Annotated in this window: 15 protein-coding genes; 9 read left to right on the top strand and 6 right to left on the bottom strand. The window is 61.4% G+C overall.

Going from position 1 to position 19,647, the window contains the following annotated elements:
* Positions 1-3: 3 nt before the first annotated feature.
* The 9 genes from murD to lpxC all read left to right on the top strand — a co-directional run bounded on the left by murD (position 4) and on the right by lpxC (position 10,494).
* On the top strand, positions 4-1,350 hold the full coding sequence (gene murD / locus PPUTUW4_RS22840) for a UDP-N-acetylmuramoyl-L-alanine--D-glutamate ligase (RefSeq protein ID WP_015096765.1): 1,347 nt from the start codon (positions 4-6) through the stop codon (positions 1,348-1,350).
* A complete protein-coding gene (gene ftsW, locus PPUTUW4_RS22835; RefSeq protein WP_015096764.1) occupies positions 1,347-2,564 on the top strand; it encodes a putative lipid II flippase FtsW in 1,218 nt (405 codons plus the stop codon). Before murD ends, ftsW begins: the two co-directional genes overlap by 4 nt.
* Positions 2,554-3,624 (top strand): undecaprenyldiphospho-muramoylpentapeptide beta-N-acetylglucosaminyltransferase, encoded by a 1,071-nt coding sequence (gene murG, locus PPUTUW4_RS22830; RefSeq protein ID WP_015096763.1) that lies wholly within the window; start codon positions 2,554-2,556, stop codon positions 3,622-3,624. Before ftsW ends, murG begins: the two co-directional genes overlap by 11 nt.
* Positions 3,617-5,077: a UDP-N-acetylmuramate--L-alanine ligase gene (murC, locus tag PPUTUW4_RS22825; protein WP_007989894.1), complete on the top strand. Its 1,461-nt coding sequence runs from the start codon at positions 3,617-3,619 to the stop codon at positions 5,075-5,077. Before murG ends, murC begins: the two co-directional genes overlap by 8 nt.
* Positions 5,074-6,057: a D-alanine--D-alanine ligase gene (locus tag PPUTUW4_RS22820; protein WP_015096762.1), complete on the top strand. Its 984-nt coding sequence runs from the start codon at positions 5,074-5,076 to the stop codon at positions 6,055-6,057. Before murC ends, PPUTUW4_RS22820 begins: the two co-directional genes overlap by 4 nt.
* A gap of 4 nt (positions 6,058-6,061) precedes the next feature.
* Positions 6,062-6,928 carry a cell division protein FtsQ/DivIB gene (locus tag PPUTUW4_RS22815; protein ID WP_015096761.1) on the top strand — a complete coding sequence of 289 codons (867 nt, stop codon included), beginning with the start codon at positions 6,062-6,064 and terminating at the stop codon, positions 6,926-6,928.
* A 15-nt stretch (positions 6,929-6,943) separates the two neighbouring features.
* Positions 6,944-8,203, top strand: coding sequence for a cell division protein FtsA (gene ftsA / locus PPUTUW4_RS22810; RefSeq protein ID WP_007972611.1), 1,260 nt, complete (start codon positions 6,944-6,946; stop codon positions 8,201-8,203).
* A 73-nt stretch (positions 8,204-8,276) separates the two neighbouring features.
* Entirely contained in the window at positions 8,277-9,470 is a 1,194-nt protein-coding gene (ftsZ, locus tag PPUTUW4_RS22805; protein ID WP_007972612.1) for a cell division protein FtsZ, read from the top strand.
* Positions 9,471-9,582: 112 nt separating this feature from the next.
* Positions 9,583-10,494 (top strand): UDP-3-O-acyl-N-acetylglucosamine deacetylase, encoded by a 912-nt coding sequence (gene lpxC, locus PPUTUW4_RS22800; protein WP_007939852.1) that lies wholly within the window; start codon positions 9,583-9,585, stop codon positions 10,492-10,494.
* 173 nt (positions 10,495-10,667) lie between these two features.
* Here the strand turns inward: lpxC and PPUTUW4_RS22795 are convergent, their stop codons facing one another.
* The 6 genes from PPUTUW4_RS22795 to PPUTUW4_RS22770 all read right to left on the bottom strand — a co-directional run bounded on the left by PPUTUW4_RS22795 (position 10,668) and on the right by PPUTUW4_RS22770 (position 19,191).
* Positions 10,668-12,170: a sensor domain-containing diguanylate cyclase gene (locus PPUTUW4_RS22795; protein ID WP_015096760.1), complete on the bottom strand. Its 1,503-nt coding sequence runs from the start codon at positions 12,168-12,170 to the stop codon at positions 10,668-10,670.
* Positions 12,171-12,417: 247 nt separating this feature from the next.
* Positions 12,418-12,642: a hypothetical protein gene (locus PPUTUW4_RS22790; protein WP_015096759.1), complete on the bottom strand. Its 225-nt coding sequence runs from the start codon at positions 12,640-12,642 to the stop codon at positions 12,418-12,420.
* A 249-nt stretch (positions 12,643-12,891) separates the two neighbouring features.
* Entirely contained in the window at positions 12,892-14,256 is a 1,365-nt protein-coding gene (locus PPUTUW4_RS22785; protein WP_015096758.1) for a heavy metal sensor histidine kinase, read from the bottom strand.
* A complete protein-coding gene (locus tag PPUTUW4_RS22780; protein ID WP_015096757.1) occupies positions 14,246-14,923 on the bottom strand; it encodes a heavy metal response regulator transcription factor in 678 nt (225 codons plus the stop codon). The genes PPUTUW4_RS22785 and PPUTUW4_RS22780 overlap by 11 nt, the downstream gene beginning before the upstream one ends.
* Before the next feature lie 9 nt (positions 14,924-14,932).
* A complete protein-coding gene (locus PPUTUW4_RS22775; protein WP_015096756.1) occupies positions 14,933-18,034 on the bottom strand; it encodes a multidrug efflux RND transporter permease subunit in 3,102 nt (1,033 codons plus the stop codon).
* A complete protein-coding gene (locus PPUTUW4_RS22770; RefSeq protein ID WP_015096755.1) occupies positions 18,031-19,191 on the bottom strand; it encodes an efflux RND transporter periplasmic adaptor subunit in 1,161 nt (386 codons plus the stop codon). The genes PPUTUW4_RS22775 and PPUTUW4_RS22770 overlap by 4 nt, the downstream gene beginning before the upstream one ends.
* Positions 19,192-19,647 lie beyond the last annotated feature (456 nt).

Here is a 19,647-nt window from a genome sequence, read left to right as displayed (position 1 = left end):
CTCGTGTCTCTGATCGCTTCTGACCACTTCCGCATCGTTGTCGGCCTCGGCAAGAGCGGCATGTCCCTGGTTCGCTTCCTGGCGAACCGGGGCGTGGCGTTTGCAGTGGCCGATACGCGGGAAAATCCACCGGAACTGGCCACGCTCAAGCGTGACTATCCGCACGTGGAAGTGCGTTGTGGCGAGCTGGACGTCGAATTCCTGTGCCGCGCCGACGAGCTCTACGTGAGCCCCGGCCTGGCGCTGGCGACCCCGGCCCTGCAGGCCGCCGCCGCCCGTGGCGTGAAATTGTCCGGCGACATCGAGCTGTTCGCGCGTAACGCGAAGGCGCCGATCGTGGCCATCAGCGGTTCCAACGCGAAAAGCACCGTCACCACCCTGGTCGGCGAAATGGCAGCGGCGGCGGGCAAGCGCGTTGCCGTCGGTGGCAACCTCGGTACACCGGCCCTGGATCTGCTGCGCGACGACGTCGAGCTGTACGTGATGGAGTTGTCGAGTTTCCAGCTGGAGACCACCGATCAACTCAACGCCGAAGTGGCGACCGTGCTCAATGTCAGCGAAGACCACATGGACCGTTACAGCGGTCTGCCGGCCTATCACCTGGCCAAGCACCGGATCTTCCGTGGTGCCCGGCAGTTCGTGGTCAATCGCCAGGATGCCCTGAGCCGTCCGTTGATGGGTGAGGGCCAACCGTGCTGGACCTTCGGCCTGAGCAAACCGGACTTCAAAGCCTTCGGCATCCGTGAAGAAGACGGTGAGAAGTACCTGGCCTTCGAATTCCAGAACCTGATGCCGGTGCGTGAATTGAAGATTCGCGGTGCCCACAACCAGTCCAACGCCCTGGCGGCCCTGGCCCTTGGCCATGCTGTCGGTCTGCCGTTCGATGCCATGCTGTCGAGCCTGCGCACCTTCGCCGGTCTCGAGCATCGCTGCCAATGGGTCCGCGACCTTGATGGCGTGGGTTACTACAACGACTCCAAGGCCACCAACGTCGGCGCCGCGCTGGCCGCCATCGAAGGCCTGGGCGCGGACATCGACGGCAAGGTCGTGCTGATCGCCGGCGGTGACGGCAAGGGTGCCGAGTTCAAGGACCTGCGCGATCCGGTGGCGGCCAACTGCCGCGCCGTAGTGTTGATGGGCCGCGACTCCGACAAGATCGGCGAAGCCATTGGTGACGCCGTTCCGCTGATCCGCGCCGCTTCCCTGGTCGAAGCCGTCGAACGATGCCGCGCCGCCGCCCAGCCGGGCGACGTGGTGCTGCTGTCGCCAGCCTGCGCCAGCTTCGACATGTTCAAGAACTACGAAGACCGTGGCCACCAGTTCGTCCAAGCCGTGGAGGATCTGGCATGAGCCTCAAAGGCATCATCAAGCCCTATCCATCGCCGCTCATCACCGGGCGCGGTATCGACCTCGACTTCCCGATGCTCGCCGGTTGCCTGACGCTGCTCGGCCTGGGACTGATCATGATTGCCTCGGCATCGACCGAAGTGGCGGCCGTGCAGTCGGGCAGCGCGCTGTATTACATGATCCGCCACCTTATTTACGCGGTGCTGGGCCTGGGTGCCTGCATCGTTACCATGATGATCCCGATCGCCACCTGGCAACGCCTGGGCTGGCTGATGCTGCTGGGTGCGTTCGGCTTGCTGATCATGGTGATCATTCCGGGGATCGGCCGTGAGGTTAATGGCTCGATGCGCTGGATCGGCTTCAGTTTCTTCAACGTCCAGCCTTCCGAGATCGCCAAGGTGTTCGTGGTGATCTACCTCGCCGGTTATCTGGTGCGTCGCCAGAAGGAAGTGCGTGAAAGCTGGATGGGCTTCTTCAAGCCGTTCATCGTGCTGCTGCCGATGGCGGGCCTGCTGCTGATGGAGCCGGACTTCGGTGCCACCGTCGTGATGATGGGGGCCGCGGCGGCGATGCTGTTCCTTGGCGGCGTCGGGCTGTTCCGTTTTTCCCTGATGGTAGTCCTGGCCGTCGGCGCGGTGGTGCTTTTGATTCAAATGCAGCCGTATCGGATGGCGCGCCTGACCAACTTCGCCGATCCGTGGGCCGACCAGTTCGGTGCCGGTTATCAGTTGTCCCAGGCATTGATCGCTTTCGGTCGCGGCGAATGGTTCGGTGTCGGCCTGGGCAACAGCGTGCAGAAACAGTTCTACCTGCCTGAGGCCCACACTGACTTCGTGTTCTCGGTCCTGGCCGAAGAGCTGGGCGCGGTGGGTTCGTTGTGCACCGTGGCACTGTTCGTCTTCGTGTGTATTCGTGGCATGTACATCGGACTGTGGGCCGAGAAGGCCAAGCAGTTCTTCGCCGCCTATGTTGCCTACGGTCTGTCGTTCCTGTGGATCGGCCAGTTCCTGATCAACATCGGCGTGAACGTCGGCCTGTTACCGACCAAGGGTCTGACCCTGCCGTTCCTCAGTTACGGCGGCAGTTCGTTGGTGATCTGCTGTGCCTGTCTCGGCTTGTTGCTGCGCATCGAGTGGGAAAGTCGAACCCACCTGGGCAGTGAGGAGATGGAGTTCCATGAGAGCGACTTCGCCGAGGAGCCGCACCATGGGCGCTAACGTGATGATCATGGCCGGCGGCACCGGGGGCCACGTGTTCCCGGCGCTGGCCTGTGCCCGCGAATTCCAGGCGCGCGGCTATACCGTGCACTGGCTCGGTACCCCGCGTGGCATCGAGAACGATCTGGTGCCGGCAGCCGGCATCGAACTGCACCGGATCAACGCCAGCGGTCTGCGGGGCAAGGGCAAATTGTCCCTGCTCAAGGCACCGTTCATGTTGTTCAAGTCGGTCTGGCAGGCACGGGCGATCATTCGCCGTCTGCAACCGGTCTGCGTCGTGGGCTTTGGTGGCTTTGTGACCGGCCCTGGCGGTGTCGCAGCCAAACTGGCCGGTGTGCCGGTGATCGTTCATGAACAGAACGCCGTGGCCGGTACCGCCAATCGGTTGCTGGTGCCGTTGGCCGCCCGAGTCTGTGAAGCGTTCCCCGACACCTTTACCCTGTCGGACAGCCGCCGGACCACCGGTAACCCGGTGCGCACCGAGCTGTTCCTCGAGACATCGCGACCTGCCCTGGTCGGTCGCAAGGCGCGTTTGCTGATCCTTGGCGGAAGCCTTGGCGCAGAACCGTTGAACAAGTTGCTGCCTGAAGCCCTGTCGCAAGTCGCTGCCGATTTGCGTCCGGAAGTGTTCCATCAGGCCGGCAAAAACCACGATGAAGTGACTGCAGAGCGCTATCGCGCGGCTGGCGTCGAGGCGCAGGTGCAGCCCTTCATCAAAGACATGGCCCAAGCCTACAGCTGGGCCGACCTGGTGGTCTGTCGCGCAGGCGCGCTGACCATCAGTGAACTGGCCGCCGCCGGTCTGCCCTCGATGCTGGTGCCTTTGCCCCACGCCATCGACGATCACCAGACCCGCAACGCCGAATATTTGGCCCGTGAAGGCGCAGCCTTCCTGATGCCACAAAGAACGACTGGTGCAGCGGATCTTGCCGCTCGCCTGACAGAGGTCCTGATGCAACCACAACGACTCAACGAAATGGCTACCGCGGCACGCCGCCTCGCCAAACCTGATGCCACCCGTAACGTCGTCGATAGCTGCCTGGAGGTGGCCCATGGTTGAGAGTCAGAAAGCCATGCCACAACCGGAAATGCGCCGTATCCGTCGCATCCACTTCGTCGGTATCGGCGGTGTGGGCATGTGCGGGATCGCCGAAGTGCTGCTGAACCTGGGTTATGCAGTGTCCGGCTCCGACCTGAAGGCGTCCCCGGTCACCGAGCGCCTGGAATCCTTCGGGGCGCAGATCTTCATCGGCCACCGCGCCGAGAACGCCGCTGCCGCCGACGTGCTGGTGGTGTCGAGCGCGGTGAACACGTCCAACCCGGAAGTCGCAACCGCGCTGGAGCGCCGTATTCCGGTGGTGCCGCGTGCAGAAATGCTGGCTGAGCTGATGCGTTATCGTCACGGTATCGCCGTTGCCGGTACCCACGGCAAAACCACCACCACCAGCCTGATCGCCTCGGTGTTCGCCGCCGGTGGCCTGGACCCGACGTTCGTCATCGGTGGCCGCCTGAATGCCGCGGGCACCAATGCCCAGCTTGGCACCAGCCGCTACCTGATCGCCGAAGCCGACGAAAGCGACGCCAGCTTCCTGCACTTGCAGCCGCTGGTGGCCGTGGTCACCAACATCGACGCCGATCACATGGCGACCTACGACGGTGACTTCAACAAGCTGAAGAAAACCTTCGTCGAATTCCTGCACAACCTGCCGTTCTATGGTCTGGCGGTGGTGTGCCTGGACGATCCGGTGGTGCGTGAAATCCTCCCGCAGGTCAAGCGCCCGACCGTGACCTACGGCTTCGGCGAAGACTGCGACGTGCGCGCCATCAACGTGCGCCAGCAGGGCATGCAGACTTTCTTCACTGTGCTGCGCCCTGACCGCGAGCCGCTGGATGTGTCGGTGAACATGCCGGGCAACCACAACGTATTGAACGCACTGGCAACCATCTGCATCGCCACCGACGAAGGCGTCAGCGATGAAGCCATCGTCCAGGGCCTGTCCGGCTTCCAGGGTGTTGGCCGACGCTTCCAGGTCTATGGCGAACTGCCGGTGGACGGCGGCAATGTGATGCTGGTCGATGACTACGGTCACCACCCGACCGAAGTCGCGGCCGTGATCAAGGCCGTACGCGGTGGCTGGCCGGAGCGCCGCCTGGTGATGGTCTACCAGCCACACCGTTACAGCCGCACCCGCGACCTCTACGACGATTTCGTCAATGTGCTGGCCGACGCCAACGTACTGCTGCTGATGGAGGTCTATCCGGCCGGCGAAGAGCCGATTCCGGGTGCCGACAGCCGCAAACTGTGCAACAGCATCCGTCAGCGTGGCCAGCTCGATCCGATCTACATCGAGCGTGGTGTCGACCTCGCGCCAGTGGTCAAGCCGCTGCTGCGTGCCGGCGACATCCTGCTGTGCCAGGGCGCCGGTGATATCGGCGGTCTCGCACCAAAACTGTTGAAAAGCGAGTTGTTCGCCGGTGCCGTTGCCGCACCGGAGAAGGGGAAGTTGAAATGACTGCTGCCTACGCCAACCTGTTCTCCACGATCGCGCCGAAAGACTTCGGCCGCGTCGCCGTGCTGTTCGGCGGCAAGAGTGCCGAGCGCGAGGTGTCCCTGAAGTCGGGCAACGCGGTTCTCGACGCGCTGCTAAGCGCCGGTGTCGACGCGTTCGGCCTCGACGTGGGCGATGACCTGCTGCAGCGTCTGCAGAGCGAAAAGATCGACCGCGCCTTCATCATCCTCCACGGTCGTGGCGGTGAAGACGGCAGCATGCAGGGCCTGCTCGAATGCCTGGGCATTCCGTACACCGGCAGCGGCATCCTGGCGTCGGCCCTGGCGATGGACAAACTGCGCACCAAGCAGGTCTGGCACAGCCTGGGCATTCCGACGCCACGTCACGCAGTCCTTTGCAGCGAGGCCGATTGTATTTCGGCAGCGACGGAACTGGGCTTCCCTTTGATCGTCAAACCGGCCCATGAAGGTTCAAGTATCGGTATGGCCAAAGTGAGTTCCGCGTCCGAATTGATCGACGCATGGAAAGCGGCCAGTACCTACGATTCGCAAGTGTTGGTCGAGCAATGGATTCACGGTCCGGAGTTCACCATCGCCACTCTGCGTGACCAGGTGTTGCCTCCGATTGCCCTGGGCACGACGCACAGCTTCTACGACTACGACGCCAAGTACATCGCCAACGATACCCAGTACCGCATTCCATGTGGTCTGGACCGCGTCAAGGAACAGGAACTCATGGAACTCACGGCGAAAGCCTGTGAAGCGCTGGGTATCGCCGGTTGGGGCAGGGCAGACGTGATGCAGGACGCCGAAGGGCAGTTCTGGTTCCTGGAAGTCAACACCGCACCGGGCATGACCGATCACAGCCTGGTGCCGATGGCGGCCCGTGCCGCCGGTCTGGATTTCCAGCAACTGGTCCTGGCCATTCTGGCCGAGAGCGTTGCCGGCAATGCTGCCGGTTACCAAGAGTCGACGAGAGGTTAAGGCCATGCAAGGCGCTCAGCTCAGACATCAGCCTCCCGCACCCGGCCGCAAGCCGGTGCCACGGGGTGCCAGCCGAATGGTGGCCAAAGAGCCGATGTCCGCGCGCCTGCCGAAAGCCAACTTCGGTTTTCTCAAAGCGTTGTTCTGGCCGGTGCTGCTGGTGGCCTTGGGGTTCGGTACTTACGAAGGCGCGACACGCTTGTTGCCGTATGCCGACCGGCCGATCTCCAGAATCAACGTGCAGGGCGACCTGAGTTACATCAGCCAGCAAGCGGTGCAGCAGCGGATCGCCCCGTACGTGGCGTCGAGCTTCTTCACCATCGACCTGGCGAGCATGCGCACCGAGCTTGAAACGATGCCATGGATTGCCCACGCCGAAGTGCGTCGGGTGTGGCCGGATCAAGTGGTGATCCGCCTGGAAGAACAACTGCCGGTGGCCCGTTGGGGTGACGAATCGCTGTTGAACAACCAGGGCCAGGCCTTCACCCCGCGCGAGCTGGCGAACTACGAACACTTGCCTCAGCTGTTCGGCCCGCAGCGGGCCCAGCAGCAGGTGATGCAGCAATACCAGGTGTTGAGTCAGATGCTCCGGCCTCTGGGCTTCTCGATTGCACGCCTGGAGTTGCGTGAACGCGGCAGCTGGTTCCTGACCACCGGACCCGGAAGTGCCGGCCCGGGGATCGAACTGCTGCTCGGACGCGGCAACCAGGTGGAAAAGATGCGCCGCTTCATCGCCATCTATGACAAGACGCTCAAAGAACAGATTACGAACATTGCGCGCATCGATCTGCGCTACGCCAACGGCCTCGCCGTTGGCTGGCGGGAACCTGTAGCGCCCACGGCAGCCCAACCCGCTGTCGCGAAGAATTAAGAAGAGGCAGGACCCATGGCAAACGTGCAAAGCGGCAAAATGATCGTCGGTCTCGATATCGGCACCTCCAAGGTGGTGGCGCTGGTAGGCGAGGTCGCGGACGACGGCACGCTGGAAATCGTCGGGATCGGTACCCATCCGTCCCGTGGCCTGAAAAAAGGCGTGGTGGTGAATATCGAATCCACCGTGCAATCGATCCAGCGCGCCATCGAAGAAGCGCAGTTGATGGCCGGTTGCCGCATTCACTCGGCATTCGTCGGCGTGGCCGGCAATCACATCCGCAGCCTGAACTCCCACGGCATCGTGGCGATTCGTGATCGCGAAGTCAGTTCTGCCGACCTCGAACGCGTGCTCGACGCTGCCCAGGCCGTGGCGATCCCGGCTGACCAGCGCGTGCTGCACACCTTGCCGCAAGACTACGTGATCGATAACCAGGAAGGCGTCCGCGAGCCGCTGGGCATGTCCGGCGTGCGTCTGGAAGCCAAGGTCCACGTGGTCACCTGCGCCGTCAATGCCGCGCAGAACATCGAAAAATGCGTGCGTCGCTGCGGCCTGGAAATCGACGACATCATTCTCGAGCAGCTGGCTTCCGCTTATTCGGTACTGACTGATGACGAGAAAGAGCTGGGCGTGTGCCTGGTGGACATCGGTGGCGGTACCACCGACATCGCGATCTTCACCGAAGGTGCGATCCGTCACACCGCGGTCATCCCGATTGCCGGCGACCAGGTGACCAACGACATCGCCATGGCGTTGCGCACTCCGACCCAGTACGCCGAAGAAATCAAGATTCGCTACGCCTGCGCCCTGGCCAAACTGGCCGGTGCCGGTGAAACCATCAAGGTGCCAAGTGTTGGCGACCGTCCGCCACGCGAACTGTCCCGCCAGGCCCTGGCCGAAGTGGTCGAGCCGCGCTACGACGAGCTGTTCACGCTGATCCAGGCCGAACTGCGCCGCAGCGGCTACGAAGATCTGATCCCGGCCGGCATCGTGCTGACCGGCGGTACCGCGAAGATGGAAGGTGCCACTGAACTGGCCGAGGAAATCTTCCACATGCCGGTGCGCCTGGGCGTACCGCATGGCGTGAAAGGTCTGGATGACGTAGTACGCAACCCGATCTATTCCACCGGCGTCGGCCTGTTGATGTACGGCCTGCAGAAGCAGTCCGACGGCATCTCGTTCTCGGGCATCGGCAGCCGCGACAGCTACAGCAACGAAGAGCCACAGGCTCCGCTGCTGGACCGCCTGAAGAAGTGGGTCCAGGGCAATTTCTGAAGATTTACCGCAACACCGTTACACCGAAGCACGCAGTAGGCGAAAAAACTAGAGAATGTAAAGGAGAGGGAAAATGTTCGAACTCGTAGACAACATCCCCGCAAGCCCGGTAATCAAAGTTATCGGTGTAGGCGGTGGCGGCGGCAACGCTGTCAACCACATGGTCAAGAGCAACATTGAAGGCGTCGAGTTCATCTGCGCCAACACTGATGCTCAAGCGCTGAAAAACATCGGCGCGCGTACCATCCTGCAACTGGGCACCGGTGTGACCAAGGGCCTGGGCGCTGGCGCCAACCCTGAAGTCGGTCGTCAAGCCGCTCTGGAAGACCGTGAGCGCATTGCCGAAGTCCTGCAGGGCACCAACATGGTGTTCATCACCACTGGCATGGGCGGCGGTACCGGTACCGGTGCTGCGCCGATCATCGCCGAAGTGGCCAAGGAAATGGGCATCCTCACCGTTGCGGTGGTGACCCGTCCGTTCCCGTTCGAAGGCCGCAAGCGTATGCAGATCGCCGACGAAGGCATCCGCATGCTCTCCGAAAGCGTCGACTCGTTGATCACCATTCCCAACGAGAAGCTGCTGACCATCCTCGGTAAAGACGCCAGCCTGCTGTCGGCTTTCGCCAAGGCTGACGATGTATTGGCCGGAGCCGTTCGCGGTATCTCCGACATCATCAAGCGTCCGGGCATGATCAACGTCGACTTCGCCGACGTGCGTACCGTGATGAGCGAAATGGGCATGGCGATGATGGGCACTGGCTGCGCCAGCGGTCCGAACCGTGCACGCGAGGCCACCGAAGCGGCCATTCGCAACCCGCTGCTGGAAGACGTGAACCTGCAAGGCGCTCGCGGCATCCTGGTAAACATTACCGCCGGTCCGGATCTGTCCCTGGGCGAATACTCCGACGTGGGTAGCATCATCGAGGCATTCGCTTCGGAACACGCGATGGTCAAGGTCGGTACCGTTATCGATCCGGACATGCGCGACGAGCTGCACGTGACTGTCGTTGCAACCGGTCTGGGCGCTAAAATCGAGAAGCCTGTGAAGGTCATCGACAATACCGTTCACACTTCGATGGCTGCACAGCCACAACAGCAGGCCCCTGTTCGTCAGGAAGCTCCAGCGGTGAACTACCGTGACCTGGACCGTCCGACCGTCATGCGCAACCAGGCCCAGGCCGGTGCTGCGACTGCCGCGAAGATGAATCCGCAAGATGACCTGGACTACCTGGACATCCCGGCTTTCCTGCGTCGTCAGGCCGATTGATGAAATGTATCAGGGCTATGAAGGTGATTGGTGTTCAGCAAAGGCGTGGTCTGCTATCATCGCCAGCCTTTGTTGATACCAGTTCGCAATTTGCGCTGAAGCGGCCCATGCCATGATTAAACAACGCACCCTGAAGAATATTATCCGTGCCACAGGTGTCGGCCTGCACTCCGGGGAGAAGGTCTATCTGACCCTCAAGCCAGCGCCTGTCGACACTGGCATTGTGTTTTGTCGCGCCGACCTCGATCCCGTGGTGCAGATTCCTGCCCGCGCGGAAAACGTTGGTGAAACCACTATGTCGACCACGCTCGTTAACGGTGACGTCAAAGTGGACACGGTAGAGCACTTGCTCTCGGCCATGGCAGGCCTGGGCATCGATAACGCCTACGTCGAGCTCTCCGCGTCCGAAGTCCCGATCATGGATGGTAGCGCCGGACCTTTCGTATTCCTGATTCAATCGGCTGGCCTGGAAGAACAGGACGCCGCCAAGAAGTTCATCCGCATCCTGCGTGAAGTGACAGTGGAAGATGGCGACAAGCGCGCTACTTTCGTCCCTTTCGAAGGGTTCAAAGTGAGCTTCGAGATCGATTTCGATCACCCGGTTTTCCGTGACCGCACCCAAAGTGCAAGCGTGGATTTTTCCAGCACTTCGTTCGTAAAAGAAGTCAGCCGCGCCCGTACCTTTGGTTTCATGAGTGACATCGAGTACCTGCGCAAGCACAACCTCGCACTCGGCGGCAGTGTTGAAAACGCTATTGTGGTCGACGCCGATGGCGTACTGAACGAAGACGGCCTTCGCTATGAAGACGAATTCGTGAAGCACAAGATTCTCGATGCAATTGGTGACCTCTACCTGCTGGGCAATAGCCTGATTGGTGAGTTCAAGGGCTTCAAGTCCGGCCACGCACTGAACAACCAGCTGCTGCGCAAGTTGATTGAGCAGACAGATGCCTGGGAAGTCGTGACGTTCGAAGACGCCAGCACTGCACCGATCTCTTACATGCGCCCGGTTGCGGCCGTGTAAGCAAAAAACCTCTCTAGTTTTTTAAAGGCTACCTTCGGGTGGCCTTTTTTTATGCCCGAAGTTCGTAGTGCCTGGGCTGGCCTCATCGCGAGCAAGCTCGCTCCCACAGATGATTGCATTCCCCTGTGGGAGCGAGCTTGCTCGCGATGGCGTCCTCCCATCCAATGAAAATCCTATTTGGCACAAACCACCCGGTTACGCCCCCTCTCCTTGGCCTGATACAGCGCCTTGTCCGCGCTGAACAGCAACTGTTCGAGGGTGATTTCGCTGGCCGCCGTCCAGGTGGCAATACCGATACTCACACTCATCGGTCGCTCACCGGCGTCGACCAGTGGCAGTTTTTGTACAGCCTCACGAATATGTTCGGCAATCTGCCGTGCACCGTCACCGCCTGTTTCGGCCAGGACCACCGAAAACTCTTCGCCCCCGTAGCGCGCCACCAGGTCTGTGGGGCGGTGGACATTGGCACTGATGACCTCGGCCAATGCCCGTAACGCTTCGTCGCCGGCCTGATGCCCGTGCCGGTCATTGAAGGCCTTGAAGTGATCGGCATCGATCATCAGCAACGACAACGGCTTGCCACTGCGCTGCGCGCGAAACCATTCATGGCGCAGAGTCTGATCAAGGGATCGGCGGTTGGCCACGCCGGTCAAGGCATCGGTGGCCGCCAGTTGCGACAATTCCTGCTCGGCACTCTGGCGCAGGCGCAACTCGCGGCAGAGCAGCCAGGTCAGCCACAGCAAACCGATGCACAAAACCCCGGTAGCACCGCTGATCACATAGGCCGTACGGTTCCAGGTGGCGAACACCTCATCCACAGAAAGGGCCACGATGACAGTCAGTGGCAGGTTGCCGACCCGGGTAAAGGTGTACAAGCGCCGTTGATGGTCGACACTCGACACACTTTCAAAGGTGCCATTGCGCTCCTGCAGCATGCGTACGACGTTGGGGCGGCTGGAGAAGCTTTTGCCGATGGAGTGCGGTTCCCGGTACGGCTTCTGCGCCAGGAGGATCCCGTCATTGTTGATGATGCCCAGCGTGCTGCCGGTGCCGATGTCGAGGCTGTTGAACAACTGATCGAAGTAGCTCATGCGCATCGAGGCTACCGCGACCCCCAAAAACTCACCCGTGGGCGAGGAAATGCGCCGGCTGAAACTGATGCGCCATTGGTCGCTGTCATCGCAGTCGCAGCGCGGCTTGAACGGTCGGCTGATAAACATGCCGGTATCACGATTGAAGACATGGGCCAGGAAATAATCGCGGTCAGCGAAGTTACCCGGTTTCGGTTCGATCAACGATGAGTCGGCCAGTACGTCGCCGTGCTTGTCCAGCAGCAGGATGTCGCCCTTGTAGCGCGCGGTGGTGGAGCGGTCGAACAGCGCCAGATGACGAATCTGCGGCGAAACCTGTTTCAGGTCGTCCCGTTGGGCAGCGGCGATCAGGCCCTGCAAGGTCAGATCATAGAGCTCGACCGTACGCAGGACATCGGCATCGATCAGTTGCGCAATGGTGGTCGCGCTGCGTGTGGCGATCTGCTGGGCGTAGGCGTGTTCGCGGATCAGCAGAAAAGTGACGATGCACAGGATCGAGATGACCGTCAGGGTGCTGCCGAAGATCACCATGATCTCGGGTCGCCCGGACGGGCCTTGAAAATGTGGGGTGCGGCTTGCGGTCATAGGGCTGATGTCTGCTAAAGGGACGTTGTAAGCGTAGTTGCATTAACGTAGCAGCCGGGTGAATCGTGCCTGTTGCCCTAACGACTGATCAATGGCGTGGGAATCAGCGCTTGTCGTTGCGAAAATTGCAATGAAAGTTGAATCGCCATTATAAAAAAAGCCGCTGAAAGCAGCGGCTTTGTAGACAACTTTTCAAAGGGAAGAGCCGATGAACAGTGTCGTGGGAAGCGGGAGTGAACGGTGCAGTTCAGCTGTCCTTCTCGACCTGTGGCCGGGCCTGATTGGTCGAGGCTTGCGGGGCTTGGGCGTCTTGCGCAGCCTTGGCCGTCATCTCGATCTGATGCTCTTCGAACGCTGCAGCGCGTGCGGCGCTATGTGCGACGAAAGTCTGCGATTCTTCCGCCATCGCCAGTGGCGACAGGAACAAAGAGGACAAAACGAAAGCGCTGGCAATACCCATACTGTTGGACATCTTTAAAACCTTCTTGCTTGGCAAGTGCTGTTTGGTGCGGGCAAAGATAAGGATCTTGAGCGAGGGGAAAAAGAGCGGATTCATGAAAGGACTGTTGCTGTTATGGCAACAGTTGGTTGGTCGCACACTTGTGTTCAACCCGGAACCAATGTGGGAGCGAGCTTGCTCGCGATAGCATCACCTCGGTTCAGAAGTTGCACCGAGTCGCTTGCATCGCGAGCAAGCTCGCTCCCACAAAGGAAGAGGGGGTCAGACAGGAAGATGAATCCCGAAGGTATTCATCCCATGGTCACTGCGCACGAACACATCGCCGCCATGCATCAACGCAATCGCCTTGACGATGGCCAGCCCAAGGCCGTGGTTATGGCCGCTGTTGCTGCGCGATGCATCGACCCGATAGAAGCGTTCGAACAGCCGTGGCAGGTGTTCGTGGGCAATCGGTGAGCCGGGGTTGGCGACGCCGATGCTGACCTGATGTTCTGCGGCTTCAATGTGCACTTCAATCACCTGGCCGGGCGCAGTGTGCTGCACCGCGTTGTTCAGCAGATTGATCAACGCCCGGCGCAGATGGGCGATCTCGATGCTCACTTGCGCGTCACCACTGACCTCTACCTGGACCTGAGCGTCCTCGAGAATGAAGTCCAGATATTCCAGGGTCGTGGCCACTTCATCGGCCAGCGACGTGGACGTCAGCTTGGTTGCCTTGCTGCCCTGATCGGCACTGGCCAGGAACAGCATGTCGTTGATGATCGAACGCAGCCGCTCAAGCTCTTCGAGATTCGATTGCAGCACTTCGAAGTAATGCTCGGCGGAGCGTCCGCGGGTCAATGCAACCTGGGTCTGGCCGATCAGGTTGGTCAGTGGCGAGCGCAGTTCGTGGGCGACGTCGGCATTGAACGATTCAAGGCGTGAGTAAGCCTGCTCGACCCGTTCCAGGGTCGAGTTGAAGGAGCTGACGAACTGATCGAGTTCCGGCGGCAACGGTGACAATCGCAAGCGTCCCGAGCGCAACGGCGGAGCCAGGCGCCGGGCTTCCTGGGACAGTTTGATCAGCGGCTTGAGGCCGATCCGCGCCACCCAATAACCCAGTGCCGAGGCCAGCAGCACGCCGACAATCGCCAAGCTGATCAGCGCGACCAGCAGATGATGCTGGGTATGGAAAAACGTCTCGGTGTCGATGGCGATCATGAAGCGCAGCGGTGGGCGCTGGTCCTTGGCCGGGAACTCGCTGACCAGCACTTTCAGCGGATAGGGGTGATCCGGCAGATGCATGTCGCGCATGCCCAGTGGACCTTGGGCAAAGGCGCGGACCAGCGGGGTCAGGTTGCCGTATTCGTAATGTGGATCGCCGCTGATGATCCAGAAGCTGATGCGTTTGTCTTCTTCGCTCAGCAGGTTGAGCTTGTTATTGATCTTCACCCAATGCTCAGGCGTGCCGTAACGGCCGACCGTGGATTCGAGCACACTGTAGCGCGCATCCAGCTCGGCTTCGGGCAACAGGCCCAGGCCTTTGTCGACCTGCTGGTACAAGGCCCAGCCGATCAACAGGAACACCAGCAGCGCCACCAGCGTGAACATCCCGCTCAGGCGCAAGGCGATGCTGTTACTGGACACCACGGCTCTCCAGCACATAACCCATGCCGCGAATGGTGTGCAGCAATTTCTCTTCGAACGGCCCGTCGAGCTTGGCCCGCAGGCGTTTGATCGCGACTTCGACGACGTTGGCGTCGCTGTCGAAATTGATGTCCCAGACCATCTCGGCAATGGCGGTTTTCGAGAGAATTTCACCCTGGCGGCGCGCCAATACGCTGAGCAGCGAGAACTCCTTGGCGGTCAGGTCCAGCCGTGCGCCGCCGCGAGTAGCCTTGCGGCTGATCAAATCTATCCACAGGTCGGCAATGCTCACTTGCACCGGTTCATGACCGCCGCTGCGCCGGGTCAGCGCTTGCAGGCGTGCCACCAGCTCAAGGAAGGAAAACGGTTTGCCCAGGTAATCATCGGCGCCGTCACGCAGGCCCCTGATGCGATCTTCCACACGTTCGCGGGCGGTGAGCATGATCACCGGGGTCTGCTTGCGCGCACGCAAGGCGCGCAATACGCCGAAACCGTCGAGGCCCGGCAACATCACGTCCAGGACGATCACCGCGTAGTCGCTCTCCAGCGCCAGATGCAGGCCTTCGACCCCATCCTGCGCCAGGTCCACGGTGTAACCCTGTTCCGTCAGGCCGCGGTGCAGATAGTCCGCGGTTTTTTCCTCGTCTTCGATAATCAGGACGCGCATGACCCCGCCTCAGTCTGTGGTCGCCAGCGCCGGTACTGGCGAAGGTTTAGGCCGATGAAATAACCGCTCCAGCCACAAGTATATGACCGGCGTAGTGAACAGCGTCAGCGCCTGGCTCACCAGCAAGCCGCCGACTACCGCGATCCCCAGGGGTTGGCGCAACTCGGCGCCGGTGCCGTAGCCGAGCATCAGCGGCAGGGCGCCAAGCAGCGCGGCGAGGGTGGTCATGATGATCGGTCGGAACCGCGTGATGCAGGCCTTGAAGATCGCTTCTTCAGGCGACAGTCCGCCATTGCGCTGCGCGTCGAGGGCGAAGTCGATCATCAGGATGCCGTTTTTCTTGACGATACCGATCAACAGCACCAGCCCGATCAAGGCCATGATCGAAAAGTCCTGGCCGCAGATCCACAGCATGATCAGTGCGCCGAGGCCCGCCGAAGGCAAGGTCGAAATGATCGTCAGCGGATGCACGAAGCTCTCGTAGAGCACGCCGAGAATGATGTACACCGCCAACAGCGCCGCCAGGATCAGCCACGGCTGGCTGGCCAGTGAACTCTGGAACGCTTGGGCCGCGCCCTGGAAATTACCGCTGATGGCGGTTGGCATGCCGATGTCGGCCTTGGCCTGGTCGAGCATGATCACCGCATCGCCCAACGCCACGCCGGGCGCCAGGTTGAACGACAGGTTGGCGGCCGGGAACATGCCGTCATGGGCGATGGACAGTGGGCCGATGGTGGGCGCATCGAACCTGGCCAGGGCCGACAGCGGTACCATTTCCCCGCTCAGGGGGGAGCGCAGGTAGAAATAGTTGAGGCTTTCGGCTTTGCCGCGTTGCTGTGTGTCCAGCTCCAGGATCACATTGTACTGGTTGACCTGGGTCTGGAATTCATTGATCTGTCGCTGGCCGAAGGCATCGTACAGGGCTTCGTCGACGTCGCTGGCGGTCAGGCCGAAACGCGCCGCGGCGCTGCGGTCGATGCTGATGTGGGTGATGCTGCCGCCCAGTTGCAAATCGTTGGAAACATCGCGGAAGGCCGGGTTGGCGCGCAGTTTTTCCGTCAGGCGCTGGGTCCAAGTGCTCAGGGTCGGGCCATCGTTGCTCTTGAGCACATACTGATACTGAGCACGGCTCGGGCCTGAACTGAGGTTGATGTCCTGGCCGGCGCGCAGGTACAGGACGATGCCCGGTACTTTCATCAGTTGCGGACGAATCCGGTCGATGAACTGACTGGCCGAGACATCGCGGTCGCTGCGTTTTTTCAGGGTGATCCAGAAACGGCCGTTGGCGATGGTCTGGTTGCTGCCGGAGACACCGACCGAGTGCGAGAACGTTTCCACAGCAGGGTCGGCGGCGACGATTTCCGCCATGGCGAGGTGTTTTTTCACCATGTCGCCGTAGGAAATGTCAGCAGCGGCTTCGGTGGTGCCGAGGACGAAGCCGGTGTCCTGGATCGGGAAGAAGCCTTTAGGAATGAAGATGTAACCGGCGACGGCCAGACCCAGCGACAAAGCGAACACGCCGATCATCGTTTTCTGATGGGCGAGGGCGCGGCGCAGGCCTTTTTCGTACCAGGCCAACAGACGCTCACCAAAGCCCGGTTTGTCGTGGGCATGTTGCACCGGCGCGCGCATGAACAGCGCGGCCAGGGTTGGCGCCAGGGTCAGCGACACCACCACCGAAATCAAGATGGTCGAGGTGGCGGTCAGGGCGAATTCCTTGAACAGTCGCCCGACCACGCCCCCCATGAACAGCAACGGAATGAACGCCGCCACCAGCGAAAAGCTGATCGACACCACGGTGAAACCAATCTCGCCCGCGCCCTTGATCGCCGCTTCGCGCATGCCGTCGCCGGCCTCCAGGTGCCGGTGAATGTTTTCCACCACCACGATCGCATCATCGACCACAAAGCCCACGGCCACCACGATCGCCACCAGCGTCAGGTTGTTCAGGCTGAAGCCCATGACGTACATCAGCGCAAAACTGGCGACCAGCGAAACCCCCAGCACCGCCGACACAATCAGGGTCGCCGACAACTGGCGCAGGAACAGCGCCATCACCGCCACCACCAGCATGATCGCGATCAGCAGGGTGATTTCGACTTCATGCAAGGACGCGCGAATGGTCTGGGTCCGGTCGATTAGCACCTTGACCTGCACCGAGGCGGGGAGCATCGCTTCCAGCGCCGGCAAGGCGGCCTGGATGCGGTCCACGGTTTCGACGATGTTGGCGCCTGGTTGGCGGAAGATCACCAGGTTCACCCCCGGTTGTGAGCCCGCCCAAGCCTGGACGTAGGCATCTTCCGATCCGTTGACGACTTTGGCGACATCGCGCAGATGAACCGGCGCGCCGTCCTTGTAGGAAACAATCAGCTGGCTGTAGTCCTCCGGGTGGAACAACTGGTCGTTGGTGGACAGGGTCGAGATGCTCGACTCCCCGTACAGCGCACCCTTGGCCAGGTTGAGGCTGGTCTGCTGGATCGCCAGGCGGATGTCGGCAAGGGTCAGGCCGATGGCGGCGAGTTTGTCCGCCGAAACCTGGACGCGGATCGCCGGACGCTGCTGACCGGTGATGGCGACCTGGCCTACACCGTCGACCTGACTGAGCTGACGGGACAACAGGGTTTCCGTCAGGTCGCTGAGTTCCGGACCGGGCATCAGCGAGGAGTTGACGCTGAGGATCAGCACCGGGCTGTCGGCCGGGTTGACCTTGCGCCAGGTCGGCAGGTTCGGCATGTCCTTGGGCAGCTTGCCCGCGGCCGTATTGATCGCCGCCTGCACTTCCTGGGCGGCGGTGTCGATGCTCTTGTCGAGGGTGAATTGCAGGGTCAGGATGGTCGAGCCCAGTGCACTGCTCGAGGTCATCTGGGTCACGCCGGGAATGGCACTGAATTGCACTTCAAGGGGGGTGGCCACCGAGGAGGCCATGGTTTCCGGGCTGGCGCCGGGCAACTGCGCGGCCACCTGGATGGTCGGGAATTCTGCCTCTGGCAACGGCGCTACCGGCAGGCGTGGAAAGGCGATGACGCCCAGCAGCACCAGGGCGAACGTCAGCAGGACCGTGGCCACCGGGTGGTCGATGCACCAGGCGGATACCGAACCGTGGCCCTTCATTGTGCCGCCTCCGATTGCACCACTTGCGGCGGCTCGGTCATCACCTGCACCGTCGACCCCGGTTTGAGCCGCGACTGACCATCGCTGACCAGTACATCACCCGGTTTCACACCCTTGATGATGTCCTGGCCACTGCCTTGATAGACCATTTGCACCTGGACGGCTTCGACCTTGTCGCCATTGACCCGGTACACGAAGTGCTGGTCGAGGCCGCGTTGTACGACCGTCGGCGGCACCACCAGCGCATCTTTATCCAGGGCTGTCTGAATCTTTACCGTCACCAGCAGACCCGGCCACAGCTTCTGCCCCGGATTGTCGAACTCGGCCTTGGCGCGGATGGTGCCAGTGTTGGCATTGATCTGGTTGTCGATCAGGGTCAGGTGACCTTCGCCGAGCAGGTTGCCGGTTTCGCCGTCGGTGTCAGCTCCGATGTAGGCCTTGACCCGGGCGTGCTGCGGGTCGTTGATCAGGCCCTGCAAGGTCGGCAGCATTTGCTGCGGCAGGGAGAACTCCACGGCGATCGGGTCGATCTGGGTCACGGTGAACAGGCCTTGGGTGTCGGTCATGCGCAGGAAGTTGCCTTCATCCACGGTGCGAATGCCGACGCGACCGGTCACTGGGGAGCGAATCTGTGTGTAGGAAAGTTGTACCTGAGCTGCGTCGATTGAAGCCTGATTGCCTTGGGCGGTGGCTTTGAGTTGGTTCACCAGCGCCTGTTGCTGGTCGTAGGTCTGCTTGGAAACACCGTCGTCAACGCTCAGCAGTTTGTAGCGTTTAAGGTTGACCAGCGCCACTTGCAGCTGCGCCTGGCTTTCGCCCAGCTGTGCCCGGGCCTGGTCGAGGCTGGCGCGGATCGAGCGGTCGTCGATGGTGGCCAGCAGGTCGTCTTTTTTCACCAGTTGGCCTTCCTTGACCATGATTTTGGTGAGGATGCCGTCGATTTGCGGACGGACCACGACGCTGTGCAGGGACAGCACCGACCCGATGCCGCTGACATAGCGTGGCACGTCTTTTTCGGCGACGGCGACCACGCGCACCGGGATGGCGGTGGGGGTGGCGAGTTTGGTCTTGACCGGTTTGGTGGCATACCACAGGCCCAGCGCTGCCAAGACGATCAGAAGGGCGACGAGCAGGGCGGGTTTTTTCTGGATTCGCATGCGAGTGGGGCGCCGGGGCTGGGTGGTCGGTAGGTGAGTAAGGTAGTTTCCTTTATAAACCTGTTTGCTGGTCAGGAGGGTGACTGCTAACTGACGGCGCTGTCAGTTTGGGGGGACTTGGCGGCCTTTCAGCCGACCATGTTCTTGGTTGACCGAGTACATATCCGTTTCTTTGGTAATGGCGGCTTATGGTTCCGCCCTTTCGGCGGGTTACTTGGAAGAACGGAACGCCGCCCGGCCTGTAGGAGCGAGCTTGCTCGCGATGGAGGTCAACGATGATGCGGGGAGCCTGACACCCCGCGGTGCTCTCAGGTTTTTCGTCGGAACGCCGCCCGGAGCAAGCTCGCTCCTACAGAGCCCGCCGCCATCGGCCCTCCATGGCCGGGGGCGGCTAACCCGGCATCCATGCCGGGTTGCCCACTGCGCAGAACCTGCGCTCGGCCTCACGAGGGGGTG

It is taken from the genome of Pseudomonas sp. UW4 (genome assembly GCF_000316175.1).
GTDB lineage: Bacteria > Pseudomonadota > Gammaproteobacteria > Pseudomonadales > Pseudomonadaceae > Aquipseudomonas > Aquipseudomonas laurylsulfatiphila.
The sequence above is the reverse complement of the archived record's forward strand: the minus strand, read 5'-3'. Positions and strand labels throughout refer to the sequence as shown.